The organism is Hydrogenophaga sp. NFH-34 (assembly GCF_021401345.1).
Classification (GTDB): domain Bacteria; phylum Pseudomonadota; class Gammaproteobacteria; order Burkholderiales; family Burkholderiaceae_C; genus Hydrogenophaga; species Hydrogenophaga electricum.
The window spans coordinates 120,067-146,087 of sequence record NZ_JACBGE010000009.1 but is presented as its reverse complement, the minus strand read 5'-3'; the positions used below and the strand labels follow the sequence as shown (position 1 = coordinate 146,087).

At 69.1% G+C, this 26,021-nt stretch carries 23 protein-coding genes, 1 other RNA gene and 1 riboswitch; of the genes, 8 read left to right on the top strand and 16 right to left on the bottom strand.

Annotation, left to right across the window (positions count from 1 at the left end; all coding sequences use genetic code 11):
• Positions 1-78: 78 nt before the first annotated feature.
• The 3 genes from clpB (at position 79) to L0977_RS10630 (ending at position 6,767) form a co-directional block, all read left to right on the top strand.
• Positions 79-2,688: an ATP-dependent chaperone ClpB gene (gene clpB, locus L0977_RS10640; protein WP_234264839.1), complete on the top strand. Its 2,610-nt coding sequence runs from the start codon at positions 79-81 to the stop codon at positions 2,686-2,688.
• Between the two features lie 198 nt (positions 2,689-2,886).
• Entirely contained in the window at positions 2,887-5,334 is a 2,448-nt protein-coding gene (locus L0977_RS10635) for a DUF1631 family protein (RefSeq protein ID WP_234264838.1), read from the top strand.
• A 17-nt stretch (positions 5,335-5,351) separates the two neighbouring features.
• Positions 5,352-6,767, top strand: a complete 1,416-nt coding sequence (locus L0977_RS10630; RefSeq protein ID WP_234264837.1) for a coniferyl aldehyde dehydrogenase — start codon at positions 5,352-5,354, stop codon at positions 6,765-6,767.
• A 23-nt stretch (positions 6,768-6,790) separates the two neighbouring features.
• Here the strand turns inward: L0977_RS10630 and L0977_RS10625 are convergent, their stop codons facing one another.
• Positions 6,791-7,030, bottom strand: coding sequence for a hypothetical protein (locus tag L0977_RS10625; RefSeq protein ID WP_234264836.1), 240 nt, complete (start codon positions 7,028-7,030; stop codon positions 6,791-6,793).
• A gap of 107 nt (positions 7,031-7,137) precedes the next feature.
• On the opposite strand from L0977_RS10625, the gene arsC reads away from it, so the two are divergent.
• Positions 7,138-7,506: an arsenate reductase (glutaredoxin) gene (gene arsC, locus L0977_RS10620; protein ID WP_234264835.1), complete on the top strand. Its 369-nt coding sequence runs from the start codon at positions 7,138-7,140 to the stop codon at positions 7,504-7,506.
• Between the two features lie 31 nt (positions 7,507-7,537).
• Here the strand turns inward: arsC and L0977_RS10615 are convergent, their stop codons facing one another.
• A complete protein-coding gene (locus L0977_RS10615) occupies positions 7,538-8,377 on the bottom strand; it encodes an AraC family transcriptional regulator (protein ID WP_234264834.1) in 840 nt (279 codons plus the stop codon).
• A 76-nt stretch (positions 8,378-8,453) separates the two neighbouring features.
• Here L0977_RS10615 and L0977_RS10610 point away from each other — a divergent pair, with 76 nt between their 5' ends.
• Positions 8,454-9,710 (top strand): MFS transporter, encoded by a 1,257-nt coding sequence (locus L0977_RS10610; protein WP_234264833.1) that lies wholly within the window; start codon positions 8,454-8,456, stop codon positions 9,708-9,710.
• 28 nt (positions 9,711-9,738) lie between these two features.
• Here the strand turns inward: L0977_RS10610 and L0977_RS10605 are convergent, their stop codons facing one another.
• The 9 genes from L0977_RS10605 to L0977_RS10565 form a co-directional block, all read right to left on the bottom strand.
• Complete coding sequence (locus L0977_RS10605) at positions 9,739-10,641, bottom strand: sugar phosphate isomerase/epimerase family protein (protein ID WP_234264832.1); 903 nt, start codon at positions 10,639-10,641, stop codon at positions 9,739-9,741.
• Positions 10,638-11,825 carry a dihydrodipicolinate synthase family protein gene (locus L0977_RS10600; RefSeq protein WP_234264831.1) on the bottom strand — a complete coding sequence of 396 codons (1,188 nt, stop codon included), beginning with the start codon at positions 11,823-11,825 and terminating at the stop codon, positions 10,638-10,640. The genes L0977_RS10605 and L0977_RS10600 overlap by 4 nt, the downstream gene beginning before the upstream one ends.
• Positions 11,826-11,833: 8 nt before the next feature.
• The gene (locus L0977_RS10595; protein ID WP_234264830.1) at positions 11,834-12,997 is read right to left on the bottom strand and encodes a Gfo/Idh/MocA family protein; all 1,164 of its coding nucleotides are present in this window, start codon (positions 12,995-12,997) and stop codon (positions 11,834-11,836) included.
• Between the two features lie 21 nt (positions 12,998-13,018).
• A complete protein-coding gene (locus L0977_RS10590; protein WP_234264829.1) occupies positions 13,019-14,374 on the bottom strand; it encodes an enolase C-terminal domain-like protein in 1,356 nt (451 codons plus the stop codon).
• Positions 14,371-15,213 (bottom strand): sugar phosphate isomerase/epimerase family protein, encoded by an 843-nt coding sequence (locus L0977_RS10585; RefSeq protein ID WP_234264828.1) that lies wholly within the window; start codon positions 15,211-15,213, stop codon positions 14,371-14,373. The genes L0977_RS10590 and L0977_RS10585 overlap by 4 nt, the downstream gene beginning before the upstream one ends.
• The gene (locus L0977_RS10580; RefSeq protein WP_234264827.1) at positions 15,210-16,700 is read right to left on the bottom strand and encodes a tripartite tricarboxylate transporter permease; all 1,491 of its coding nucleotides are present in this window, start codon (positions 16,698-16,700) and stop codon (positions 15,210-15,212) included. The genes L0977_RS10585 and L0977_RS10580 overlap by 4 nt, the downstream gene beginning before the upstream one ends.
• A gap of 12 nt (positions 16,701-16,712) precedes the next feature.
• The gene (locus L0977_RS10575) at positions 16,713-17,204 is read right to left on the bottom strand and encodes a tripartite tricarboxylate transporter TctB family protein (protein WP_234264826.1); all 492 of its coding nucleotides are present in this window, start codon (positions 17,202-17,204) and stop codon (positions 16,713-16,715) included.
• 19 nt (positions 17,205-17,223) lie between these two features.
• Positions 17,224-18,231: a Bug family tripartite tricarboxylate transporter substrate binding protein gene (locus L0977_RS10570; RefSeq protein WP_234264825.1), complete on the bottom strand. Its 1,008-nt coding sequence runs from the start codon at positions 18,229-18,231 to the stop codon at positions 17,224-17,226.
• Positions 18,232-18,305: 74 nt separating this feature from the next.
• Positions 18,306-18,956, bottom strand: coding sequence for a TetR/AcrR family transcriptional regulator (locus tag L0977_RS10565; protein ID WP_234264824.1), 651 nt, complete (start codon positions 18,954-18,956; stop codon positions 18,306-18,308).
• A gap of 38 nt (positions 18,957-18,994) precedes the next feature.
• Between L0977_RS10565 and L0977_RS10560 the strand changes: the two genes are divergently transcribed.
• Entirely contained in the window at positions 18,995-20,698 is a 1,704-nt protein-coding gene (locus tag L0977_RS10560; RefSeq protein WP_234264823.1) for a thiamine pyrophosphate-binding protein, read from the top strand.
• Positions 20,699-20,824: 126 nt separating this feature from the next.
• Here L0977_RS10560 and L0977_RS10555 read toward each other — a convergent pair whose 3' ends face one another.
• Positions 20,825-21,295, bottom strand: a complete 471-nt coding sequence (locus L0977_RS10555) for an SWIB/MDM2 domain-containing protein (protein ID WP_234264822.1) — start codon at positions 21,293-21,295, stop codon at positions 20,825-20,827.
• Between the two features lie 269 nt (positions 21,296-21,564).
• Between L0977_RS10555 and rraA the strand changes: the two genes are divergently transcribed.
• The gene (rraA, locus tag L0977_RS10550) at positions 21,565-22,071 is read left to right on the top strand and encodes a ribonuclease E activity regulator RraA (protein ID WP_234264821.1); all 507 of its coding nucleotides are present in this window, start codon (positions 21,565-21,567) and stop codon (positions 22,069-22,071) included.
• 12 nt (positions 22,072-22,083) lie between these two features.
• Here rraA and L0977_RS10545 read toward each other — a convergent pair whose 3' ends face one another.
• From L0977_RS10545 to L0977_RS10530, 4 genes are all read right to left on the bottom strand, one after another.
• Positions 22,084-22,899 (bottom strand): sulfite exporter TauE/SafE family protein, encoded by an 816-nt coding sequence (locus tag L0977_RS10545; protein ID WP_234264820.1) that lies wholly within the window; start codon positions 22,897-22,899, stop codon positions 22,084-22,086.
• 48 nt (positions 22,900-22,947) lie between these two features.
• A non-coding RNA gene (gene ssrS, locus L0977_RS10540) (6S RNA) lies at positions 22,948-23,128 on the bottom strand.
• Positions 23,129-23,203: 75 nt separating this feature from the next.
• Positions 23,204-23,578 (bottom strand): cell division protein ZapA, encoded by a 375-nt coding sequence (locus L0977_RS10535; protein ID WP_234264819.1) that lies wholly within the window; start codon positions 23,576-23,578, stop codon positions 23,204-23,206.
• Positions 23,575-23,808, bottom strand: coding sequence for a DUF904 domain-containing protein (locus tag L0977_RS10530; RefSeq protein ID WP_234264818.1), 234 nt, complete (start codon positions 23,806-23,808; stop codon positions 23,575-23,577). The genes L0977_RS10535 and L0977_RS10530 overlap by 4 nt, the downstream gene beginning before the upstream one ends.
• A gap of 53 nt (positions 23,809-23,861) precedes the next feature.
• A riboswitch (cobalamin riboswitch) is annotated at positions 23,862-24,106 on the top strand.
• A 78-nt stretch (positions 24,107-24,184) separates the two neighbouring features.
• On the opposite strand from L0977_RS10530, the gene L0977_RS10525 reads away from it, so the two are divergent.
• The gene (locus L0977_RS10525; protein WP_234264817.1) at positions 24,185-26,020 is read left to right on the top strand and encodes a TonB-dependent receptor domain-containing protein; all 1,836 of its coding nucleotides are present in this window, start codon (positions 24,185-24,187) and stop codon (positions 26,018-26,020) included.
• Position 26,021 lies beyond the last annotated feature (1 nt).

The following is a 26,021-nucleotide window of genomic DNA, read 5'->3' as shown; positions in this document are numbered from 1 at the left end:
CTCGCGCGAAGCGGGTCTTGAAATGGCGGCCACCAGTGCCACCTAAGCGTCAGTTCAAGCTTTCGGGAGCCACTTTCCATGCGCATCGACAAACTCACCACCAAATTCCAGGAAGCCCTGGGAGAAGCCCAGAGCCTGGCGCTGGGCAAGGACCACGCCTACATCGAACCGGCCCACCTGCTGCTGGCCATGCTGCGCCAGACCGATGGCCCGAAGTCGCTGCTGCAGCGCGCAGGCGTCAACGTGCCTGGCCTGAGCAAGGCGACTGAAGACGCCGTCAGCCGCCTGCCCGAGGTGCAGGGGCAGGATCAGGTGCAGCCCAGCCCGGATCTGGTCAAGCTGCTGCAGGCCACCGAAAAGGAAGCCATCAAGCGCGGGGACGCTTTCATCGCCAGCGAACTGTTCCTGCTCGCCGTGGCCGACCACAAGGGCGAGATCGGCCGCATCGCCAACGAAAACGGTCTGAGCCGCAAGAGCCTGGAAGCTGCCATCGCCGCCGTGCGCGGCGGCCAGACCATGGATTCGCCCGAAGGTGAAAGCCAGCGCGAGGCGCTCAAGAAGTACACGCTGGACCTCACCGAGCGCGCCCGCCAGGGCAAGCTGGACCCGGTGATCGGCCGCGACGACGAGATCCGTCGCGCGATCCAGGTGCTGCAGCGCCGTAGCAAGAACAACCCGGTGCTGATCGGCGAACCCGGCGTCGGCAAGACCGCCATCGTCGAAGGCCTGGCGCAGCGCATCGTCAATGGCGAAGTGCCCGAAACCCTGCGTGAAAAGAAGGTGCTGGTGCTCGACATGGCGGGCCTGCTGGCCGGCGCCAAGTACCGGGGCGAGTTCGAGGAGCGCCTGAAGTCCGTGCTCAAGGAAGTGGCGCAGGACGAGGGCCGCATCATTCTTTTCATCGACGAGATCCACACCATGGTCGGTGCGGGCAAGGCCGAAGGCGCCATCGACGCCGGCAACATGCTCAAGCCGGCGCTCGCGCGCGGCGAGCTGCACTGCATCGGCGCGACCACGCTCGACGAATACCGCAAGTACATCGAGAAGGACGCCGCGCTGGAGCGCCGCTTCCAGAAGGTGCTGGTCGACGAACCCACGGTGGAACAGACCATCGCCATCCTGCGCGGCCTGCAGGAGAAGTACGAGGTGCACCACGGCGTGGACATCACCGACCCGGCCATCGTGGCTGCGGCCGAACTCAGCCACCGCTACATCACCGACCGCTTCTTGCCCGACAAGGCCATCGACCTGATCGACGAGGCGGCGGCCAAGATCAAGATCGAGATCGACTCCAAGCCCGAGGTCATGGACAAGCTCGACCGCCGGCTGATCCAGCTCAAGATCGAGCGCGAGGCCATGAAGAAGGAGACCGACGAGGCCTCGCAGAAGCGCCTGGCGCTGATCGACGAGGAAATCGCCGAGCTGCAGAAGGAAGCGGCCGACCTGGAAGAGATCTGGAAGGCCGAAAAGGCCCAGGCCCAGGGCAGTGCGCAGGTGCGCGAGGCGATCGAAAAGCTCAAGCTGCAGATCGAGGAACTCAAGCGCAAGGGCGACTTCAACAAGGTCGCCGAGCTGCAGTACGGCAAGCTGCCGGAGCTGGAAAAGCAGCTCAAGGAGGCGCAGGACAAGGAAGCCGGGCAGGGCGCCAGCGGCAGCTGTCCCAAGCTGCTGCGCACCCAGGTGGGCGCGGAAGAAATCGCCGAAGTGGTGAGCCGCGCCACGAGCATTCCGGTGGCCAAGATGATGCAGGGCGAAAAAGACAAGCTCTTGCAGATGGAGGCCAAGCTGCACGAGCGTGTGGTGGGCCAGGACGAAGCGATTGCCGCCGTGGCCAACGCCATCCGCCGCTCGCGCTCGGGCCTGTCCGACCCGAATCGGCCGACCGGCTCCTTCCTGTTCCTGGGCCCCACCGGCGTGGGCAAGACCGAGCTGTGCAAGGCGCTGGCCGGCTTCCTGTTCGACAGCGAAGAGCACTTGGTGCGCATCGACATGAGCGAATTCATGGAGAAGCACTCGGTGGCCCGCCTGATCGGCGCGCCGCCCGGCTACGTGGGCTACGAGGAGGGCGGCTACCTGACGGAAGCCGTGCGCCGCAAGCCCTACAGCGTGCTGCTGCTCGATGAGGTGGAAAAAGCCCACCCGGACGTGTTCAACGTGCTGCTGCAGGTGCTGGACGACGGTCGCCTGACCGATGGCCAAGGCCGCACCGTGGACTTCAAGAACACGGTCATCGTCATGACCAGCAACATCGGCTCGCACCTGATCCAGGCGATGGTGGGCGAGCCGTATGAGGACGTGAAGGACGCGGTCTGGGGCGAGCTGAAACAGCACTTCCGGCCCGAGTTCCTGAACCGCATCGACGAGACGGTGGTGTTCCACGGCCTCGACGCGCAGCACATCGAAGCGATTGCGGGCATCCAGCTCAAGGCGCTGCAGGCCCGTCTGCAGAAGATGGACCTGCGGCTGGACGTGGCGCCGGCGGCCATGGCCGAGCTGGCCAAGGTCGGCTTCGACCCGGTGTTTGGTGCGCGGCCGCTCAAGCGCGCGATCCAGCAGCGCATCGAAAACCCGCTCTCGAAGCTGCTGCTGGAGGGCCGGTACCCGCCGAAGTCGGCCATTCCGGTCGGCGTCGATCCGGTGCGCAACCCGGGGGTGTTCGAGTTCGGCGAGCCGATCGTGCTGCCCTGAGCGCAGGCGCCCTCGGGGCGCCTGCGGCTCTCAGCCTGTTTGCTTTGGATTTAAAAGACACAAACGGTTGCAATTAAAGGGCGCGTGGGTGCCTCACGGTGGCCATGCAGGCGGCACTTTGACCGATGGCGGACCGGTGGTGGGGGTATAACGCGAAGGGTTTTCTCCCCGCCGCTGTCCCTCCCGTCTGCCTCTGCCATGCCGGCCGATTCGTCCCTGCTCGAACAATGTTTTGCCTGTGTGGTGCACGAGGCCGGACCCTTGTCCGGGCGTTGCATCGACGTGGCCATTGCCAGCCTCCAGCAGGCCGAGAACCAGGGCCGGGAGGTGGCCGAACGCGAGCGGGTGGCCAACGCCTGGTGGCGCCTGCAACAGCAGCGCGATGCCCTCGTGGCGCAATACCCCGACCGGTTGGCGCAGGCTTTCCGCCAGGGTGATGGCGGGTCTTCGCTGTCGGTGCCAGCGCCGCTGTCGGGGTCGTCCTTTCTGGCCCTCGTGGACGACAACGCGGTGAACGAGTCGCTCGAAGCCGTTCGCCTGCAGCAGGCGCTGATGCCGGTGGTGGAGCAGGCGCTGGCGATGGTGGACGCCCGCATGAGTTCGCTCATCGGGCTGGAGACCGTGCACGTCGAGAAGAACCCCATCCGGCCTTCGGTGTTCGTGCGCACGCTGCGCGACCTGATGTCCGAGCGCGAAAGCGACGCACCCGTGCGCACGCTGTGGCTGCAGCACGTGGCCCCGCCGCTGGCGCGCGAGCTGTGCACGCTGTACGAGCGCGTGGCGCTGATGCTGCAGAACGCCCATGTGCAGGAAGCCGGCTACCGCATCCGGCTGGTGGCCGATGGGGCGCCGTCCAGGCCGTCCCCGCTGGCCCAGGACGGGATGCCGGAGGACGACGGCGAAACCTCGGCGAGCCGCTGGGGGAGCGTGTCTGCCGCGCCGGCGGGCACGGCGACGCCGCCCGCGGCCGATTTCCGCATGGGGGATCTGGCGCGGGAACAGACGCCGCTGCGGCACGAGGTGATGCGGGCTTTCCTGGCGGGTGAGGGTGAGGCTTTCGATGCCCCGCTCGACAACGGCTATTACGAGCAGGTGCGTCACGAGCTGGCCCGCGTGGACGGTCATGCGGCACGGCCACCGCTGGACGAAGGGGCGATCGAACGCGAGCGCACCCGGTACCGCGACCTGCCGGTGGTCGAGCGCCCGGCACGCCAGGTGCATGGGGCCTCGCCGCTGAGTGCCGAGCGCTGGGGGGTCTACGCGGCGCCGCACGAACGCGCGCGGGTGCTGCTGGAGCTCAAGCACCAGGCGGACCAGGTGTCGCAGGCCTTGGGGCTGGACGTGGTGCGCAAGCTGGTCGACCAGGTCGCCCGCGATCCGCTGCTGCTGGCGCCCGTGCGCGAAGCCGTGGTGGCGATGGAGCCGGCGCTGCTGCGCCTGGCGATGACCGAGCCGCGCTACTTCGGGCAGGACGACCACCCGGCACGCCGGCTGATCGAGAGCGTGGCCCAGCGCAGCTTCCGCTACAACGACGAATTCGCCACCGATTTCGACGCGTTCTTCGAGCCCGTGCGCGCGCAGGTGGTGGCGCTCAATGACGCCGCTTCGCCGGAGCCGGCCCCTTTTGCGCAGGCGCTGTCGTCGTTGCAGGCCCACTGGTCGGCGGCCGATGCCGAGGGCGAAGAGCGCCAGAAACGCCAGCGCGACGCGCTGCAGTTGGCCGAGGCGCGCCAGGAACTGGCCAACCAGATCGCCTGGGAAATCAGCCACCGCCCCGATCTCTACAACGTGCCGGGCATCGTGCTCGACTTCCTCTACGGGTCGTGGTCGCTCGTCATCGCCGGGGCGCAACTGAGTCACCCCGAAGCGGGCGAAGACCCTTTTGGCTTCCGCAAGGTCATTGGCGACCTGCTCTGGAGCACGCGCCGCGAAGTGACCCTGCGCCAGCCGCGCCAGCTGTTCGACATCGTGCCGAGCATGTTGCAGACGCTGCGCCGGGGCCTGGACATGCTGGGCAAGCCCCCCGAAGAGACCCAGACCTTTTTTGATGCGCTGCTCAAGCTGCACGAGCCCGCGCTCAAGCTGCGCCGGATTCGTGCCCAGGCCGACCACGCCGGGTCCTCCGGGCGGACGCCGCTGGACATCGGCGAGGGCGACGACAGCACCCTGCTGGCTGCGGCCACGCCCGAACAGCAGAAACCCCAACCCCCCGAGCAGCCCTGGATCGGCCAGCGCGAACGGGCGTCCGCCGGCCTCGACCCGATGCCGGTGCCCGGCACGGAAGAGGCCGGGGTCGAAGACCGCAGTCCGGCCGAGGGGGCGGAAACCCCGGCGCCGATGCCGCCCGAAGCCCTGGCCGACCTGTTGTCGGCGCTTCAGGTCGGCGGCTGGGCGGACCTGCATTCGGGGGGGGAATGGCTGCGGGCGCAACTCGTCTGGGTCGGCACGAACCGCAACCTGTTCCTGTTCACCAGCCGTGGGGGCCGTTCCCACACCATGACGCGCCGCAGCTGCGAAAAGCTGCTGAGCGGGCGCTGGCTGCGGCCGGTGGCCAGCCGGCCGGTGGTGAAGAAGGCCCTGGAAACCGTGGTCCAGGCCGCGCCGCGCGGCGCCCCGCGGCACGATGCCGTGGCCCTGGCCGACTGAAGACATTCCCGCGTTCCATGCCGCTTTCCCCCCTTTCCCCCCAAGCGCTCTTTGATGCCCAGCACCAGGCCAGCCGGGCACAGATCGACGTGCCGCAGGCGTTGCGGCGCGACCGCCTGCAGCGCCTGCAGGCCCTGATTCACCAACACGGCCCGGCCCTGGCCGACGCGGTGCAGGCCGACTTCGGTGCGCGGTCGCACCGCCTGACCGAGGTGGCCGACCTGTTCGTCCTGCGGGCCGAGCTGGTGCACCTGCAGCGCCGCCTGTCGCGCTGGATGGCGCCGCGGCGCGTGCCCACGCCGGCCTATCTGTGGCCTGCCCGGGGGCTGCTGCAGCGCCAGCCGCTCGGCGTGGTGGGCGTCATCGGGCCCTGGAACTACCCCATCCAGTTGACCCTGGGGCCGGCAGCCGCGGCCCTGGCGGCGGGCAACCGCGTGATGATCAAGCCGAGCGAGATCACGCCCCGCACGTCGGCGGTGCTGGCCGAGGCCGTGCAGGCCGGGTTTGCGGCCGACGAAATGGCGGTGGTGCAGGGCGGCGCCGACGTGGCCCGGGCGTTTGCCGCCTTGCCCTTCGATCACCTGTTCTTCACAGGCTCAACCGCCGTCGGGCGCCAGGTGGCGATGGCCGCCGCCGCGAACCTGACACCCACGACGCTGGAGCTGGGCGGCAAATCGCCCTGCATCGTCGACGCATCGGCCGATCTGGCCGATGCGGCCCTGAAGATCGCGCACGGCAAGCTGCTCAACGGCGGGCAGACCTGCATCGCTCCCGATTACGTGCTGCTGCCGCGCGGGCGCGAGGCGGCTTTTGAACAGGCCTTGCGGGCGGCGGTGCAGCGCCTGTTCCCCCGCATCGCCGGCAATGCCGACTATGCGGCCATCGTCACCCCGCGCCATCTTGAGCGTCTGCACGCCCTGGTGGCCGAAGCGCAGGCGGCGGGCGCGCGCGTGGTGCCGCTGGCGGAGGCGCCGCCTGACGGCGGCCCGCGGCAGATGGCGCCGGTGCTGGTGTTCGACCCGCCGGCGGCTGGCCTGCGGCTGATGGACGAAGAGATCTTCGGCCCGGTGCTGCCGGTGCTGCCTTGCGACAGCGCCGACGAAGCCATCGCCTTCATCAACGCGCGGCCACGGCCGCTGGCGCTGTACTGGTTCGGCACCGACACCGCCGCACGCGACCGGGTGCTGGCGCGCACGGTCAGCGGCGGCGTGTCGGTCAACGACACGCTGATGCACATCGTGCACCCGAACCTGCCCTTCGGCGGGGTGGGCGACAGCGGCTGGGGCGCCTACCACGGCGAGACCGGATTCCGGCGTTTCACGCAGGAGAAGCCGGTGCTGATCCAGTCGCACTGGGCGCTGGGGCAGGTGGTCTACCCGCCATACGGCGAGCGCTTCGACCGCTTCATGAGCGTGCTGCGCCGCCTGTTCTGAACCGCGGCGCGGCCTGCCGAGTGTCAGCCTGTGGCGCCCGTGGGCTCGTCTTCCCCGATGGCGATCTTGTGCAGGAAGCCCTGGCCTTGCAACTCGTGGGCGAGTTCGGTGACGTCGTGGTCGAGCAGGCGCGAGAGTTCGCGCATGCTGCGCCGGCCGTTGGCCATGAGCAGCAGCGCATAGGCCTTGCGGCCGATGACGTGGGGGTGGGACAGGGCCTCCCAGGCCTGGGGTGTTTTGGCGAAGCGTTCAACGGGGGGCATGATGCGGGGCGGATCGGGCTTTCGCCCGGATGACCAGCAAGATATGGGCCTGTTGTGACGCCCGCTTGACGCACCAGGCCTTCGTTTCCATCTGTTACTTTTCTGTCATGACCACGCCGTCCATCACCCTCTTTCACAACCCCGCCTGCAGCACGTCGCGCCAGGTGCTGGCCATGATCCGCGACGCGGGTTTCGAGCCGCAGGTGGTCGAATACCTGAAGACGCCTTACACCCGCGAGCAGCTCAGCAGTCTGCTGCAGGCGATGGGTCTCGGGCCGCGTGCGGTGCTGCGCACCAAGGGCGATCTCGCTGGCGAGCTGGGGCTGGACCGCCCCGGGGTGGACGATGAGACCCTGCTGCAGGCCATGGTGGCGCACCCGGTGCTGGTGGAGCGCCCCATCGTGGTGACCCCGCTGGGCACGCGGCTGTGCCGGCCCAAGGAGCGGGTGCTGGAGGTGCTGCCGTCCCGCGCCTGAGGCGGGGCCGTGCGTCTCCGTTCCGCCCGCGTCAGTCGGCCGTGGAACGGGCGCGTGGGCCGAAGTGGGTGGGCGACTGGCCCAGGGCGGTGCGGAACATGGCACTGAACGCGCTGTCGCTGGCATAACCGCAGCGCCGCGCCACTTCGCCCACCGGCAGGCCCCGGGCCAGCAGCGGCAAGGCGTGCGCGAGCACGGCCTGCTGGCGCCATTGTGGGTAGCTGAGCCCGAGCTCGGCCCGGAACAGGCGCGCCAGCGTGCGTTCGCTGGCGCCCACGCTGCCGGCCCATTCGGCCAGCGTAGCGCGGTCGCCGGGCTCGTGGAGCACGGCTTCGCACAGGGTGCGCAGGCGCTTGTCGCCGGTTTCCGGGTGCGGCATCGGCACCCCCAGGGGCTGGGTATCGGCGCGGGCGATCTCGTCGAGCACCAGCAGGGTCAGGGCCTGCTCGCGCGCGGGCTGGCCGCCGGCCTGGTCGAGCGCGGGAATGAGTTCGCGCAGCAGGTCGCTGACCACGATCATCCGGCAGGTGGACCAGCCCGGCGGGCTGACGTCGGGGTGCAGGTACAGCGTGCGGAAGTCGGCCGCTTCCAGCGCCAGCGCGGCATGGCGCACGCCGGGGGCGATCCACACCGCGCGGGAGGGCGGCACGATGTAGGTGACCTCGTCGCTGGCATCGAGCCCGCGGGCGGCCACCACCTGGAGCATGCCGCTGGCGCAATAGGCCAGTTGCGCCCACAGGTGGCGGTGCGGCACGAAATGCGTGTCGATGGGCAGATGGCGCGCGCGCACCCGCACCGGTCGGGTGGGGGTGGGTTCAAAGCCGTCGGTGTCACCGACCGGTACCCGGTGCGGCTGGCGGGGCAAGGCCATGAGGTTGTCGGGAATTCGCTAAATATTGTCGTACTGTCGCATACCTGCAATCGCGGCCGATACTACAGTACCGGCCATGAGCACCGCAAGCCTTTCCCCGACCCCGCTCGTGCCCCTGAAGCAGGACGCGGGCGTGATTTCCCTCATCGGCATCGCCCACCTGATCAGCCACTTTTCCCAGTTGCTGCTGGCGCCGCTGTTCCCCTGGCTGAAGGACGCCTTCCAGGTCAGCTACACCCAGCTGGGTTTTCTGATGACGCTGTTCTTCATCGTCTCCTGCGTGGTGCAGACGGCGTCCGGCTTCCTGGTCGACCGGCATGGGCCGCGTCCCATCCTGTTCGCCGGGCTGGGGCTGCTGGCGGTGGCGGCATTCGGCTATGCCCTGAGCACCAGCTACTGGATGCTGGCGGTGTTTGCGATGGTGGCCGGGGTGGGCAACGGGGTCTTCCACCCGGTGGACTACACGCTGATCAACCGCAAGGTCAGCGCTTCCAGGCTGGGCCACGCCTACAGCGTGCACGGCATCACCGGCAGCCTGGGCTGGGCGGCGGCGCCGGCCCTGGTGGTGCCGCTGACCCTGGCCTTTTCGTGGCGTGTGGCGCTGGCGGCGGCCGGCGTCGTGGCGCTGGTGGTGCTGGTGGTGGTCTGGTGGCGCCGCGACTGGCTGGCACTGCCCGCCGCGCGTCCGGCCCCCGCCACCGGGGCCCAGGGCGCGCAGCCGGCCGACAGCGGATTTGCTTTCCTGCGCATCCCGGCGGTGTGGATGTGCTTCGGGTTCTTCTTTTTCTACGCCATGGTGATCAGCGTGGTGCAGGCCTTTGCCCCGGAAGCGGCGCGCCACCTGCACGGTGTGCCGCTGGCGCTGGGCGCGGTCTGCCTGACGGCCTACATGGTGTCGGCCGCTGGCGGCATGGTGCTGGGCGGCTTCCTGGCGGCCGATCCTTCGCGCTGCGAACGCATCGTGGGCGTGGCTTTCGGCATCGCCGCGGTGATGGCGCTGACCCTGGCGCTGGCCGATCTGCCGGTGATGGCCGTGCCGGTGCTGTTTGCGCTGATGGGTTTTGCCTCGGGCATCGCCGGGCCGTCGCGCGATCTGCTGGTCAAACGCTCCACGCCCGAAAACGCCACCGGCCGCGTGTACGGGGTGGTCTATTCCGGGCTGGACATCGGCCAGGCGGCGACGCCGCTGATCTTCGGCCGCCTGATGGACCATGGCCAGTACACCGCCGTGCTGCTCGGGCTGGCCGTGGTGCAGGCGGTGCTGATCGCCAGCGCCTTCAATGTGCGCCGGGTGCGGCGCACCGCCGCCGGGCCGGTGTCGGCCGCGGCCTGAAAAAACGGGCGCCCACCGGCGCCCGCCGTCAGACCACGGTGCGGTGCCGCTCGATGCAGGTGGCCAGCACCTCGTCGCCGTCGCGCTGCCACCAGTCCTGGGTGGAGAAGATCTCCACCTCGGCAAAGCCTTCGTAGCCGGCGGCTTCCACCCACTGGCGCAGCCGCCGCAGCTCGATGACGCCATCGCCCATCATCCCGCGGTCGTTGAGCAGGTCGCGTGTGGGGGTGAGCCAGTCGCAGACGTGGTAGGCCAGCAGGCGCGAGCGCTCCTGGGGCGTGCGGCGTTCGCCCGCGCGGGCGGTCTGGGCCTGCAGCTTCGGGTCCCACCAGCAGTGGTAGGCGTCGAGCGCCACGCCCAGCAGGCCGCTGCGCGCCGGGTCCAGTTCATCGCACAGGTCCAGCGCCTGCTCCAGTGTGTTGACGCAGGCGCGTTCGGCGGCCTGCATCGGGTGCAGGGGCTCAATTGCCAGCGGCAGGTTCACTTCGCGCGCATAGGCCAGCGTGGCGGCGATGCCGTCGCGCACTTCGTGGCGCGAGCGGGCGATGTCCTTGTGCACCGGCCGGCCTTCCAGCGCGCCGGGCAGGGCGCCGACCACCAGCACCAGGCAGGGCGCGCCCAGCGTCAGCGCCTCGTCGATGGCGCGGCGGTTGTCGTCCAGCGCGGCGCGCAGGCCAGCGGTATCGGCGGCCGGGAAGAAGCCGCCGCGGCAGTAGCCCGAGAGGCCGATGTCCAGGGCCTTGAGCTGGCGCGCGGTGTCGGCCAGGCCGGCGGCGGCCACCTGGTCGCGCCAGGGGCTGATCGCGCGCACGCCGTGTGCCGCACACTGGTCGATCAGGCGTGCCAGCGGCACCTCCTCCTGCCCGCGCTGGCGCCGGATGGTCGCGGTGTTGATCGAGAGCCAGCGGTGGTCCGCGGAAAAGTCCCTCATGCCGCGACCCCGTGCACGGCCAGCAACTGGCCCATGCGTTGCACGGCCAGTTCGGGTTGTTCCAGCAGGTGGGCCGCGTCGGCCAGGCGGAACAGCTCGGCCAGGTGCACCAGGCTGCGCGTGCTCTGCTGACCACCCACCATGGTGAAGTGGCTCTGGTGGCCGTTGAGCCAGGCCATGAAGACCACACCGGTCTTGTAAAAGCGCGTGGGCGCCTGGAAGATGTGGCGCGACAGCGGCACCGTGGGGCCCAGGATGGCGTGGAAGCGTTCGGTGTGGCCCTGCGCCAGTTCGCCAAGCGCAGCGCTCGCGGCCGGCGCGATGGCGTCGAAGATGCCCAGCAGCGCGTCGCTTTTTCCGTGCGTGGCTTCGTTGCCCCAGCCGTCACCGGCAATGAGTTCGGCGTAGTTGAAGTCGTCGCCGGTGTACATGCGCACACCGGGCGCCAGGCGCCGGCGCATGGCGATTTCCTTGTCCTTGTCGAGCAGGGAGATCTTGATGCCGTCGACCTTGTCCGCGTGCGCGGCGATGATGCCCAGCGCCGTGTCCATGGCGGCGTCGGTGTCGCGTGTGCCCCAGTAGCCGGCCAGCGCCGGGTCGAACATCTCGCCCAGCCAGTGCAGCACCACCGGCTGGCGCGCCTGGCTCAGCACGCGGTCGTAGACGCGTTCGTAGTCGGCCGGGCCTTTGGCCACACGGGCCAGGGCACGGCTGGCCATCACGATCAGCTTGCCGCCCAGCTTTTCGATGGCGGCCATCTGCTCTTCGTAGGCGCGGATCACGTCGTCCACGCTTTTCGCGTCCTCGGGAGCGAGGTGGTCGGTGCCGCAGCCCGACGCCACCAGCGCGCCGGGCACGTCGCGCGCGGCGTCGAGCGAGCGGCGGATCAGCTCCAGCGAGGTGGGCCAGTCCAGGCCCATGCCGCGTTGCGCGGTGTCCATGGCCTCGGCCACGCCCAGCCCCAGCGACCACAGGCGCTGGCGGTAGGCGATGGTGGCGTCCCAGTCCACCGCGCTCTGCAGCCAGGGGTCGATGGCGGCGCGCGGGTCGGCGACCACATGGGCGGCGGAGTAGGCGATGCGGTTGAAGGCGGGGCGACTGGCGGGCAGTGCGAGCGGAGCGCCCTGGAGCGCGTAGCGGGCCAGCGCGCCGTCGGTCTGGGGCAGGTTGAGCGACAGTGTCATGGCGCGCCTCAGAAATTCAGCGCGGGCACGTCCACCCAGCGGCGCTCTTTCCAGCTTTGCAGCGCGGTTTCCACCAGCTGCACCCCCTTGGCGCCTTCGGGCAGGGTCCACTGGTAGGGCGCGTCTTCCACCACGTGGCGGATGAAGTGTTCCCACTGGATCTTGAAGCCGTTGTCGTAGACCTGCGTGTCGGGCACGTCCTGCCACTGCTCGGAGAAGTTCATGGTGTTCTTGATGTCCGGGTTCCACACCGGGCGCGGCGTGTTCACGCGGCTTTGCGCCTTGCAGCCGGTGAGCGTGGCGACGGCAGAGCCGTGTGTGCCATCCACATGGAAGGTGACGAGGTCGTCGCGGTTCACGCGGGTGGCCCAGCTCATGTTGAGCTGCGCGACCACCGGCTCGCCGTTGTGGCCGATCAGTTCGGCGGTGGCGTAGGCGGCGTCGTCGGCGGTGCAGGGGTAGGGCTGGCCGGCTTCGTCCCAGCGCTGCGGGATGTGGGTGGTGCCCAGGCAGCTGATGCTCTTGACCTCGCCGAACAGGTTGTCCAGCACATAGCGCCAGTGGCACATCATGTCGAGGATCATGCCGCCGCCGTCTTCGGCGCGGTAGTTCCAGCTCGGGCGCTGGATGGGCTGCAGGTCGCCCTCGAACACCCAGTAGCCGAACTCCAGGCGCAGCGACAGCATGCGACCGAAGAAGCCGGCGCGGCGCAGCATGTCCAGCTTGCGCAGGCCGGGCAGGAACAGCTTGTCCTGCACGGCGCCGTGTTTCAGGCCCGAGGCCTGCGCGGTCCTGGCGATGTCCATCGCCTCGGCCAGCGTGGTGGCGATGGGTTTTTCGCAGTACACGTGTTTGCCGGCGCGCAGCGCCTGGGCCAGCAGGGTGGGGCGCATCTGCGTGGTGCCGGCGTCGAAGAAAACGGTGTCGCTGGGGTTGGCCAGCGCGGCGTCGAGGTTGGTGCCCCAGCGGCCGATGCCGTGGGCCCGGGCCAGCGCTTCGATCTTTTCGGCGTTGCGGCCGATGAGGATCGGGTCGGGCATGACCTTGTCACCGTTGGACAGCGTCACGCCCCCCTGGTTGCGGATGGCGACGATGGAGCGGATCAGGTGCTGGTTCATGCCCATGCGTCCGGTGACGCCGTGCATGATGAGACCGAGATTCTGGGTGGCCATGGTGTGTCCTCCTGGCGGGTTTCAAAGAATGGGGGTGAGGCGGTCCCACAGCGGCGCGGCGCTGCTGCCGAAGCCGGGGGCGTGAAGGTCTTGCAGGGCGATCTGCCCCTGGCGCACGGCCAGGTGCGGGCGCCCGGCGGTGTCGTCGTAGAGGTGCGGGTGGGCGCGGGCGAAGGCGGTGGCTTCTTCCGCGGGCGCGATACCGAAGCCGTCCACGTAGTGGTGGCCGTTGCGTTCGATGTGGGTCACGCCCAGGCTGCTGGCGAGCAGGCAGTCCTGCTGCACCGCCAGGCCGGCCTGGCAGGTGAGGTCTTCGCCCGAGAGCAACAGGCCGGGCGTGCGCGCGATGCGCGCCGCGCTGTGCAGCGACCGGTAGATGCCCTTGCAGGCCTTGCTGGAAATGCCCCGGTAGCCGAGCGCCAGGCCCCGCTCCAGCGCGTCGTCGCTGTCGTCGGATTCATCGAGGATCACGGGCACCGGTATCTTCAGGGCATGCAGGGGCTGTTCCAGCGCCACCTTGCGCGCCAGTGGCTGCTCCAGCAGCAGGGTGCGTTGCAGCAGGCCTAGCAGGGCGGGCGTGGACTGCAAAGCCTGCCAGTGCTGGCCGAGGGCATCGGTGTCGGTGAAGGTTTCGTTGCCGTCCAGCGTCACGCGGTAGTCGCCCGCATGGGTGTCGAGCACCGCGGCGATGCGCGCGAGGCGCTCCCGGTCGGGCTCGATCTGGCCTGAGAGCTTGAGCTTGAAGTGGTGCAGGCCGTAGGCCCGGATGGCCGCCTCCAGGGTGGCGGGCAAGCCGTCCTGCGGATCGTGGCCATCGTCGCGGTCTTGCAGGCGGTCGGCCAGGCCCACGGTGTGGCGCAGCGTGACACTGGCGGCTTCCACCAGCGGCAGGCTGGGGCTCCAGGGGTCGCCGAGCAGACCGGCCCGCAAGCCGCGCACCCAGCCCAGGCCGCGCGCCTTGAGCACCGCGTCGGCCACGGCCTTGTCGAGCTGTGCGGGCCCGAATTGCGCCGCCAGCCGGGGCAGACCCTGCGCCACCGACGTGGCGATCGCGGCGCTGCCCGCCTCCTGGTGGAGCCGGTGGGCACTGGCCATGGGGCCGGCGCCGGTGTAGGCGTCGCGGGCGCTGCGCAGCGACTGGCGCAATTGCTCGAAGTTCTGTTCGTGGGTGAGTTCGGGGTGCTTGTCGAACCACTTGGGCACCATCAGCTCGGCGCTGGCTCCGTCGACGCGGCGGCCCTCGATCTCGACCTGCACGCGCACGAAGGCCTGCGGGCAGCGGGTGACGGTGGCGGCGCCGAAGCGGAACGGCAGGCGCAGGGTGACGGGGCGTTCGTACAGGGCCACCGACAGCAGTTTCAGGGCGACAGCCTTCATGGCGATTCGGCCTCCAGCGCGGCTTGCAGCCCGCTCACATGCCCGGCGCTGAACGCCGCGCAGCCCGGACCATCGGGCACGTAATCAAAGGGTTCCACCGCCATCCAGCCCGCGTAGCCGGTGTCGCGCAGGGTGCGCAGCACCGGCAGCAGTGCGGTGTCGCCCTGGCCAGGGCCGCGCCGGTTGCGGTCGTTGAGCTGCACATGGGCGATGTGGCCGCTGGCCAGGAAGCGCGCGAGCACGGTGTGAAGCGGCTCGGCCTCGGCCTGTGCGGCGGCACTGGTGTCGAGCATGGTGCGCAGCGCGGGGGAGCCGATGCGGTCCACCAGCGCGGCGGCTTCGGCCACGGTGTTGATCACCGGTGTCTCGGCCGGCGACAGCGGTTCCAGGCAATAGGTCACGCCCGCCGCTTCGGCATGGGGCGCCAGCTCGGCCAGTGCATCGGCCAGGCGCGCGGTGGCGTCGCCCACGCTCTGGCCGGGCAGCGGTGAGCGCTGGCGGGGCGATCCGTGCACCAGCACGGGCGCGCCGCAGGCCGCGGCAAAACCGATCAGTTGACGCAGCCAGCGCAGGCTGCGGGCCCGCACGCCGGGGTCGGGGTCGACCAGCGACAGGCCCTCGGGCTTGACCATCAGCCAGTGCAGGCCCGAGAGGGCCAGGCCGTGGTCGCGGGCGGTGTCACGCAGCCGCCGGGCAGCGGCTTCGTCCAGCGCGAGCGGATCGTCGGCCAGCGTGAAGGGCGCCAGCTCCAGCCCTTGGTAACCCAGGCTGGAGGCCAGTGCGCACTGGCGTTCGAAGGGCAGGGGGTGCAGCACCTCGTTGCACAGGGCCAGCTTCATGCGGCCCCCTTGCGCCGTCGGTGCAGGCTGTAGAGCTTGAAGCCGATGGTGCCGAAGATCAGGGCCGCGACGGCTCCCGAGATGGGTCGGGTGAAGAAGGGCGAGAGGTCGCCGTCCGACAGAATCAGCGCGCGGCGCAGGTTCTTTTCGAGCAGGTCGCCCAGCACGATGCCCAGCACCAGCGGCGCCATGGGGTAGCCGAAGTGGCGCAGGAAGAAGCCGATCAGGCCGAAGGCCAGCATCACGTAGACGTCGAACAGGCGTCCGGCGATGGCGAAGCTGCCCACCGAGCAGAGCACGAAGATGATCGGCACGATCAGGTGCTGGGGCACGCGCAGCACCTGCACCAGCGCCTTGGTGAGCACCAGGCCGTAGATCAGGATGCCGATGGTGGCGAACAGCATCATGGCCACCACGTCGTACACGAACGAGGGGTTCTCCACCATGATCAGCGGCCCCGGCTTGACGCCGTGGATGATCATCGCGGCCATCAGCACGGCGGCAGGCGCGGAGCCGGGGATGGCCAGGGTCAGCACCGGGATCATGGCGCCGGGCACGCAGGCGTTGTCGCCGGTTTCGGCCGCCATCAGGCCCTCCACCGAACCTTTGCCGAATTGCGCTTTCTCCGGGCTGGCGCGCTTGGCGGCGGCGTAGGACGACCACGCGGCCACGTCTTCGCCCACGCCGGGCACGATGCCCACGCCGGTGCCGATCAGGCCGGAGCGCAGGATGGTGCGCCAGTACCGCGTCACGTCACGCAGCTTGGGGATCACGGTGTCGAAGGCGCTGATCTTCACCGGCGCCTGGCGCTGGCGCATGGCGGTCAGCAGTTCGGCGAAACCGAAGGCCCCCACCAGCGCGGGCACCAGCTGGATGCCGCCGGCCAGGTCGCGAACGCCCCAGGCGAAGCGTTCGTAGCCGTACTGCGGCTCCTGGCCGATGGTGGCGATGAACAGCCCGGCGATGCCGGCGATCCAGCCCTTGAGCGGATCGTCCCCGGTCAGGGTGCCGGCGATGATCACGCCAAACAGCGCCAGCCAGAAGAATTCGTAGGCGCCGAACTTCAGGGCCAGCCCGCCCAGCACGGGGGTGAACGCCGCCAGGAAGAACATGCCGATCAGCGTGCCCATGACCGAGCCGGTGGTGGCGATGCCCATGGCGCGGCCGGCCATGCCCTGGCGCGCCAGCTGGTAGCCGTCGAGGCAGGACGCGGCCGAGGCCGGCGTGCCCGGAATGTTCAGCAGGATCGCCGAGCGCGATCCGCCATAGATGGAGCCGACGTAGGTGCAGATCAGGATCAGCAGCGCCTGTTCCGGCGGCAGCTTGAGCGTCAGCGTGGTCACCAGCGCCAGCGACATGGTGGCGGTCAGCCCGGGCAGGGCGCCCATGACCACACCGACCAGCGAGGCCAGCAAGGCCAGGAAGATCGTTTCCGGTGCGCCGAAGCGCAGGATCGATTGGCCGAAAAGAAGCAGTCCGTCGAGCATGGGCAAGCGCAATCAGGGGAGGCGGACAAGGAAGACCTGCTGGAACACCACGGTGACCACGGCAGCGGTGATCACGCCCGCCAGCATCGAAACCGCGATGCGGCGGCGCAGGGGCTGCTCCGCCGGGGCGAACACGGCCACGAAGGCGCCGACGAAGAGCGCGGTGACCAGCCAGAACGGGGCCCGGCCGATCAGCAGCCCGGCGTACAGCAGACAGAGCGCCATGGTGGCGACGATGCGCCGGTTGAACAGCGGTTCGTCCGGCGCGTCGGCGCCGGCTTCGTCGCGCTGGCGTCGCCAGCCGCGCAGCATCAGGCTGATGCCCAGCAACAGCACCACCACGCCGAGCATGCCCGGGACGAAGCCCGGCATGCTGTAGATCACCGCTCCCATGGACTCGAAACGGTCCATGCGCAGCGACTCGCCCAGGATCAGCAGGCCAAAGCCTGCCCACGCCGCCCCGCCCCGGAGGTCGGAGCGGGCGGTTGTTCCGCCCTCGCTCATGGGTGTTCCTGCTGGGATGTCAGGGCTTGGGAATGCCCACGGTGTCGGGCGACACCTTGGCCTTGCCAGCGGCCTGCTGCGTCCAGGCATAGGCCTGGATGGCCGGGAACACGGCCTTTTGCGCTTCGTCGCCCGCCATCGGGGCGAACATGGCGCCGCGCGACTGCGCGTACTTGCGCAGGGCTTCGTTCTTGACCATTTCGGTGGCCCAGATGCGGTCCAGCGTCTGCTTGACCTCGGGCGGCGACGCTTTGGGCACGAAGATGCCGAAGTAGTTGATCGGGTCCTTGAAGCCCGGCACAAACTGCGACAGCGGCGGGATGGTGCCGTAGCCTTCGATCTCGATGGACTTGTCGCCCACCACGGCCAGCGGGCGGATCTTCTTGGCGCGGATCATGTCGGTCTGCTCGGCGGCCAGCTGGGTGGTCACCTGCGTTTCGCCGGAGGCTGCGGCCACCGCGGCGGGGGCGCCACCGTCGTAGGTCACGTGCTTGTAGGTCACGCCCGTGGCGCGGGCGAGCGCCTCGATGGCCGAATGCCCGCTGGAATTCACGCCCGCGGTCGCCACCGAGATGCTGCCCGGGTTGGCCTTCATGGCGGCCAGCAGGTCCGGCATGGTCTTGTAAGGCGTGTCGGCATTGACGCCGACCACGGCAATGTGGGCCACGTTCAGGTACAGGTTCCAGTCGCTGGCCGAGGTGTCCAGCATGCCCAGCACCTTGTAGGTGCCCAGGTCCTTGGCGCCGCCGGCGGTCCAGGTGTAGCCGTCGGCCGGCGCAGCCATGGCGTTCTTGGTGCCCACCGAACCCGACGCGCCCGGCTGGTTCATGATGACGATCTTCTGGCCCAGGTGCTTTTCCAGTTCGGCCGCGGTGACGCGGGTCACCTGGTCGGTGGAGCCGCCCGGAGCCCAGGGCACGATCAGCGTGATCGGGCGGTCGGGCTTCCACTGCGCCATGGCGGCGCCGGCAGCGAGGGAAAGGGCGCCGAGAACCAGCGCGCGACGGGCAAGGGGGAACGATGGCATGGGTTGTCTCCTGTTTAATTCACCAAACAGTGAATTGTAGGAAGCGCCCACGGGGTGTCAATTTGTCTGGACCGTCAATCTCTCAGGACATACCCTAGGATCACGTCGCACATGTGCGAGAGGCGCTCGTTGCGCGCCTTGGGGGCCATGAGGTCGCGCCCGAAGATGGCCGAGAGCGTGTGGTTGTTGGACAGGTAGAAGTACGCCAGCCCGGCAATGGACACGTACAGCTGCACCGGATCGATGCCGCCGCGAAAGCTGCCGTCCTTGCGGCCGCGTTCGAGAATTTCGCCCAGCATGTCCACCAGGGGCGAGTTCATTTCCCGCACCTCGGCCGACTGGTGCAGATGCCGGGCCCGGTGCAGGTTGGCGCTGTTGAGCAGCGTCAGGAATTCGGGGCATTCGAGGTAGTACTGCCAGGTGAATTCCACCAGCCGCCGCACGGCTTCCGTGGGGCTCAGATCCTGCAGCTTGAGCGCCCGCTCCCGGTCGCGGATGTCCCGGTAGGCCTGCTCCAGAACGGCCTGGAACAGACGCTCCTTGTCGGCGAAGTAGTAGTAGATCAGCCGCTTGTTGAGCCCGGCGCGTTCGGCAATGCGGTCCATGCGCGCGCCACCCAGGCCGTGTTCGGCGAACTCGTCGCGGGCCGCCGCTAATATGGTGCTCTGCGAGCGTTCGGCGTCCCGCTGACGCTCTTCCGTGGCAGGTGCCTGTTCTGTGTGCATGCCGCGATAATTCACTAGTTGGTTAATTAAGTCAAGCCATGCCCCAGATTGCCGGCCACCTGCTCGTCGAATGCTTGATCGCCCAGGGGGTCACCCACGCCTTCGGGGTGCCGGGTGAAAGCTACCTGGCCGTGCTGGACGGTTTCCATGTGCATGAAGATCGCATCCGGTTCGTGACCTGCCGGCAGGAGGGGGGTGCGGCCTTCATGGCCGAAGCCCAGGGCAAACTCACCGGGCGGCCCGGGGTGTGTTTCGTCACGCGTGGGCCGGGGGCGACCAACGCCGCCATCGGCCTGCACACCGCGTTTCAGGATTCGACGCCCCTGGTGCTGTTTGTGGGCGACGTGGCCAGCGACGCGCGCGATCGCGAGGCGTTCCAGGAAGTGGACTTCGCGGCATTCTTTGGCCCCTCGACCAAGGGGCTGGCCAAGCGGGTCGAGCGCATCGACGACCCGCGTCGGTTGCCCGAATACGTGGCGCGTGCCTTTGCCACGGCGATGAACGGGCGGCCCGGCCCGGTGGTGCTGGTGCTGCCCGAGGACATGCTGGCCCAGACCGTGGAGGCGGCGGCGCCGCTGCCGCGGGTCGAGCCGGTACAGGCCTGGAGCGATCCCGGTGGTCTGCGCGAGCTGCGTCGCCTGCTGCTGTCGAGCGAGCGTCCGCTGGTGATCGCTGGTGGCGGTGGCTGGACGCCGCAGAGTGCGGCCGCGTTGCAGCGTTTTGCGGAAAACTGGCAACTGCCGGTGGCCAACGCCTTCCGTTTTCAGGACTGTTTCGACAACCACCATCCGAACTATGCGGGCGACGTCGGGCTGGGCATCAACCCGGCGCTGGCCCGGCGCATCCGCGACAGCGACCTGATCGTGGCCATCGGTCCGCGCCTGGGGGAGGCCACCACCGGCGGCTACGCGCTGATCGAGGCCCCGCAGCCCCGGCAGAAGCTCGTGCACATCCACGCCAGTGCCGAGGAACTCGGGCGGGTGTACCTGCCGGTGTTGGCGATGCAGGCGACGATGAACGCCGCGGCCCGCAGCCTGGAAGTGCTGACGGCGCCGCCGACACTGCCCTGGACGGCCTGGACCAAGGCCTGCCACGCCGACTACCTGGCCAACGTGGATCCGGGCAATGGCGGCATCGAGCTGCCTGGTCCCATCGACATGCCGGCCCTCATCCACACGCTGCAGCGGCACTTGCCGGCCGACGCCGTGGTGAGCAATGGGGCCGGCAACTTCGCCAGCTGGCTGCACCGTTTCTACCGCTACCACGGCCTCGCCAGGGGGCTCAAGACCCAGCTTGCCCCCACCAACGGGGCCATGGGCTACGGGGTGCCGGCCGGTATCGGTGCCGCGATCACCTCCGGCCGGGTGGCGTTCACCATCACGGGCGACGGCGACTTCCTCATGAACGGACAGGAGCTGGCCACGGCCGTGCAGGAAGGCGCGCGCTGCATCGTGCTGCTGCTCAACAACGGCAGCTACGGCACCATCCGCATGCACCAGGAGCGGGCCTATCCCGGCCATGTGAGCGGGTCCGCGCTGGGCAATCCCGATTTCTGTGCGCTGGCGAGGGCTTATGGCTGGGCGGCCGAACGCGTGACCGGGACAGCCGCTTTCGAGCCGGCGCTGCTGCGCGCGCTGGCCGCGCCCACCGGCACCCTGATCGAGGTGCCGCTGGATCTGGAGGTGATCACCACGCGCGGCACGTTGTCGGCGATCCGCCGGGCCAGCCAGGGCGCTGCCTGAGCACCCACCGAAACGCGAACGCCAACCGGGCGGGGGCGACGCCGCAGGCAAAAAGAAAGCCGGCAGATGCCGGCTTTCTTTTTGCCTGGAGGCAGCCGGTCAGATGCCGGGCTGCCGGGCGTCAGCTCACTTGAGGTGTTCGTTGACGAACTTGGTCAGTTCGAACATCGTGGCTTCGGTCTTCTTGAAGATTTCCTTGAGCTTGGCGTCGGCCTTGATGACACGCTTGTTCACCGAGTCCTGCAGCTTGTTCTTCTTGATGTAGTCCCAGACCTTCTTGGTCACTTCGGTGCGGGGCAGCGGAGCGGCACCGACGATGGCGGCCAGCGCAGCGCTGGGGGTCAGGGGCTTGAGGAAGGCGGCGTTGGGGGTGCGCTTCTTGGCAGGAGCGGCCTTCTTTGCCGGAGCGGCAGCCTTCTTGGCGGGCGCAGCGGCCTTCTTCGCCGGGGCGGCAGCCTTCTTGGCGGGCGCAGCGGCCTTCTTCGCCGGAGCGGCAGCCTTCTTGGCGGGCGCAGCGGCCTTCTTCGCCGGAGCAGCGGCCTTCTTGGCCGGGGCGGCTGCCGCCGTCTTGGCGGGAGCTTTCTTTGCAGTTGCCATGTTGGAGTTTCCTTCTAGAAGTGAGTCGGAGACTGGCGGAAAACGCGCTTTCTCACCAGTGCTCCGCATGCTAATGGAGATGCCGGGCCATTCCAAGGTGGAGCGCCTGATTTTTTGCGCGTTTCCCGAGGGTTGGCCCTCTTTTTTGGCCCCGAAAACAACACTTGTCACCACCGCCTGTATCCGGCTGCTGGCGGGCCTTGGCATGATGCGGTTTTCCGCCGCCTGACCAGGCCTTTGTCTCCCCCTTTTTGCCCGCCGATTTCCTCATGAACACGACCCCTGTGATACCCACTTGCGACCTGTGCGATGCGCACAAAAACGACGCCAGCGGCCGCTTTCGCGTGCTGCCTCCGGTGTTCCGCGATTTCGGTGCCGTGCGCCGCTTTGCCGGGCCGGTGGTCACCGTCAAGTGCTTCGAGGACAACACGCCCGTGAAGGCCGCCGTCGAGAGCCCGGGGGAAGGGCGTGTGCTGGTGGTGGACGGTGGCGCTTCGTTGCGGCGCGCGCTGCTCGGCGGCAACCTGGGCGCGGCGGCGGCCCGCAATGGCTGGGCCGGTGTGGTCATCGACGGCTGCGTGCGCGATGTGGCGGAGCTGGCTGTCTGCGAGGTGGGTATCCGGGCGCTGGCCAGCATGCCGTTGCCGACCGAGCGCAAAGCCGAAGGTCTGCGCGATCTGCCCGTTCTGGTGCAGGGCGTCTGGGTCCGGCCTGGTGACTGGCTTTACGCGGACGAAGACGGCATCGTCGTGTCCGACCGCCGTCTGGAAGCCTGAGCCTCGGTGGCCTCAGGCGCTGCCGAGTCCCTTGAAGAGCATGTAGGCCGCCAGCAGGTAGAGCACGCCGGCGAAAGCGCGCTTGAGGGTGCGCACGGGCAGGGCGTGCGCGGCCTTGGCACCCAGGGGGGCCATCAGCACGCTGGCGCTGGCGATCACGGCCAGCGCAGGCAGGGAGATGTAGCCGAGGGAACCGGACGGCAGTCCGCTCATGCCCTGGCCCGACACGGCGTAGCCGATGACGTTGGCCACCGCGATCGGAAAGCCCAGCGCGGCGCTGGTGGCCACGGCGTTGTGGATGGCCACGTTGCACCAGGTCATGTAGGGCACGCTCAGAAAGCCACCGCCCGCACCCACCAGGCCCGAGAGCAGCCCGATGGCGGCGCCGGCGCCGGTCTGCCCGGCGGGGCCGGGCAGGGCCCGCGACGGGCGTGGTTTGCGGTCCACCAGCATCTGTGTGGCCGAGAAGCCGACGAACACCGCGAACAGCAGGGCCAGCGTGCTGCCCTTGAGCACGGCGAACACGCCCAGACTGGCGATGGCGCCACCGATCACGATGCCCGGTGCAAGCTGGCGCACGATGTCCCAGCGCACCGCGCCCTTGCGGTGGTGGGCCCGGACGCTGGAGATCGAGGTGAACATGATGGTGGCCATCGAGGTGGCAATGGCCATCTTGACCGCCAGGTCCGGCGCCACGCCCCGGGCGCCGAGGATGTGGGTGATGAAGGGCACCATCAGCATGCCGCCGCCGATGCCCAGCAGCCCGGCGAGGAAGCCGGCGGCGAGGCCCAGTGCGGCCAGTTCCAGGATCAGCAGGGGGTCGAGCATAGGGCGGCGCACAAAAGACATGCGGCCCAGAGGGCCGCATGAAAAAAGAAGGTGTCTGCAAGTGCCACCGGACCGTCATCCTGAACCGGGGGTTCAGGTGGGCGAGGGCAGCGGGGCTTCGGGTTCATCTGACGCGAGACGCTCGCACCAGCCACGCAATGTACCAAGCCCGGGCTCAAAGAGCATTGGTTCAAGGAAATATAAAGCCCGGCATGCACCGCAGACAACGCCATTGTAGGCCGGTTGCCTGCCTCGCGGCGCTGTCCCGGAGCCACCGCCGGTCCGGGGCGCCGCGAAAGCGCTATCAGAGCAACTGGCCGTCCTGACCCAGGGTGTGGTCGATGCGCCGGGCCAGGTCGTCGAGCCGGGCCAGCGATGCGGTGTCCCACGACTCGGCCGGTGCGGCCGCCGCCATGGCCGGAGGCAGCGGGGTCGGGTGGGCCGTGGCTTCGAGGGCCTGGGTTTCCTTCTGGGCCAGCTCGAAAGCCAGGTTCAGCGAGGCGAGCACGGCGATGCGATCGCGCGCCTTGACCTTGCCGGCGTCGCGGATGCGGCACATGGCGGTGTCGACCCGTTCCACGGCTTCGAGCAGGGCCTGTTCGCCACCGGCGGGGCAGGCCAGCAGGTAGCTCTGGCCCATGATCTGCACCTCGATCTGCTTGGTCGCGGGCTTGTTCATTCGCGTTCCTTGGCGGGGGCCGCATCGGCCGGGTCGAGCGGCAGGCGTTCGAGCAGGGCCTCGATGCGTCCGCGCGCGGCGCTCAGGCGCGAGCGCAGCGAGTCGCGCTCAGCCTGCAGGGTCTGCACCTGTTCGGTCAGCAGCGCGTTGGTGCGCTGCAGTTCTTCATGGCGCAGCAGCAGGCGTTCCACCCGCTCGGCGATCTGGTCAATGGGATTGAGGTCGGCCATGCATGGTTACCACGAGTTGCCGGGACATTGTAGGGTTGTGGCAGGGCGGGGCCAATTACAATGGCGGTGTTGGTGCTCGCGGTGTGGGTCTCACGCCGCAGTTCAACGGGAAGCAGGAGGGAAAGCCCATGCCGGGTGGACCTAACCTGCGCTGCCCCCGCAACGGTAAGCAGACGGGCCTTCGTTTTCAGCGCAGGCCCCGCTTCCATCAACAGCCACTGGACGTCATCGACATCTGGGAAGGCTTTTGGAGGTTGTTTCTGTCAGCCCGGATACCGGCCAACGAGGTGGTGGTGCGCGCGCATGCGGGCTCCGCCGTATCGCCCATGCGCTGTCGGGGAAGATGGCGAGGGCAGCTTCATCGCCATTCTTTTTCATGTCTACCCACGCTTCCCGTGCACGCTTGGCCGTGCTGCCGCTGGCCTGTGCGGCCGCCTGCGCTTCCTTTGCCTCCCTGGCCCAGACCACGCTGCCCACCGTGGTGGTGTCGGCCACCCGCTCCGAGCAGCCCATCACCGACGTGGTGGCCGATGTGTCCATCGTCGACCGCGACGCCATCGAGCGCAGCGGGGTGAGCTCGGTGGCCGAGGTGCTGGCGCGCGTCCCTGGCGTCACGATCAACCAGAACGGCGGGCCGGCCGCTTCCACGAGCCTGTACCTGCGCGGCGGGGAGACCCGCTTCACGGCGGTGTTCATCGACGGTGTGCGTGTCGACTCCCAGGCCACCGGCGGTGCGAGCTGGAACGCCATCCCGCTGTCCCAGGTCGAGCGCATCGAGGTGCTGCGCGGGCCGGCTGCCGCCGTGTACGGCTCCGACGCGATGGCCGGTGTCGTGCAGATCTTCACGCGCGCCGGCGAGCAAGGCTTTTTCCCGTCGGTGCGGGTGGGTCTGGGCTCGCACGGCACGCGCGAGGCCCTGGTGTCCTTGCGCGGTGGGGAAGGGGCTTTCGACTACGCGCTGGGTCTGGGCACCGAGCGCAGCGACGGCTTCAATGCCCGTCCGCAAGGCAATCCCGACGATGACGGCTACCGCAACGAATCGTTCTCCGGCCGTCTGGGCTGGAAGCTGGCCCCGGGCCAGCGCCTGGAACTGACCTGGCTGGACAACCGCCAGAAGGCGGACTACGACGGCTTCGTGCCCGGGGTGGACGACCAGTCCCGCAGCCATCTGCGGACCCTGGGCCTGAACTGGGACGGCCGGTGGAGCGATGCCTGGCGCACCCGCGTCAGCGTCAGCCGGGGCACCGACCGCTACGAAACCACGCCCTCGCCCTACCTGAGCGAAACCCGCGTCGACACGCTGCTGCTGCGCAACGAGTGGAAAGCCGGGCCCGGCCTGCTGACCCTGGATGTCGAACGCCGCAAGGACAACCTTGAGAACGACAGCACCGTGCCCGCGGTGAGCGACCGCCACCTGGATGGCGTCGCCCTGGGCTACGGCCTGCGTTCCGGCGCCCACACCCTGCAGGTCAACGCACGGCGGGACGATGACAGCGAATTCGGTGCCGAAACCACCGGCTCGCTGGCCTACGGCTATGCGCTGAGCCCGCAATGGCAACTGACGGCATCCACCGGCACGGCCTTCCGCGTGCCGACGCTGTTCCAGCGCTTCAGCCTCTACGGCACGCCGGACCTCAAGGCCGAAACCTCGCGCAGCGCCGAAGCCGGCCTGCGCTGGCAGGACGGCACCCGCCATGCGGGGCTGGTGCTCTACCGCAGCCGGGTCAAGGACCTGATCAACTACGTGGCCGGCCCGGGCAACTGCCTCAACGGCGTGGGCGATTGGGCCGGTTGCTACGGCAACACCGGGCGTGCGCAGTACCACGGCGCTACGCTCAGTGGCGGCTTGCGCGTGGGCATGGTGAACCTGGGGGGCTCGCTCGACCTGATGCGGCCGAAGAACAGCGACACCGGCATGCTGCTGGCGCGCCGCGCCGAAACGCAGGCCACGCTGACCGCCGACACCGTGCTGGCCGGCTGGACCCTGGGCAGCGAACTGCAGCACGTGGGCAAGCGCTACAACGACGCGGCCAACACGCAACTGCTGCCTGCCTACACGCTGCTCAACCTGAGCGCCAGCACCACGATCGCCCGCGACTGGCAACTGCTGGCGCGGGTGAACAACCTGACCGACAAGGCCTACGAGTCGGTGCTGGGCTACGCCACCGCCGGACGCACGTTCTACCTCGGTCTGACCTGGTCGCCGCGCTGAG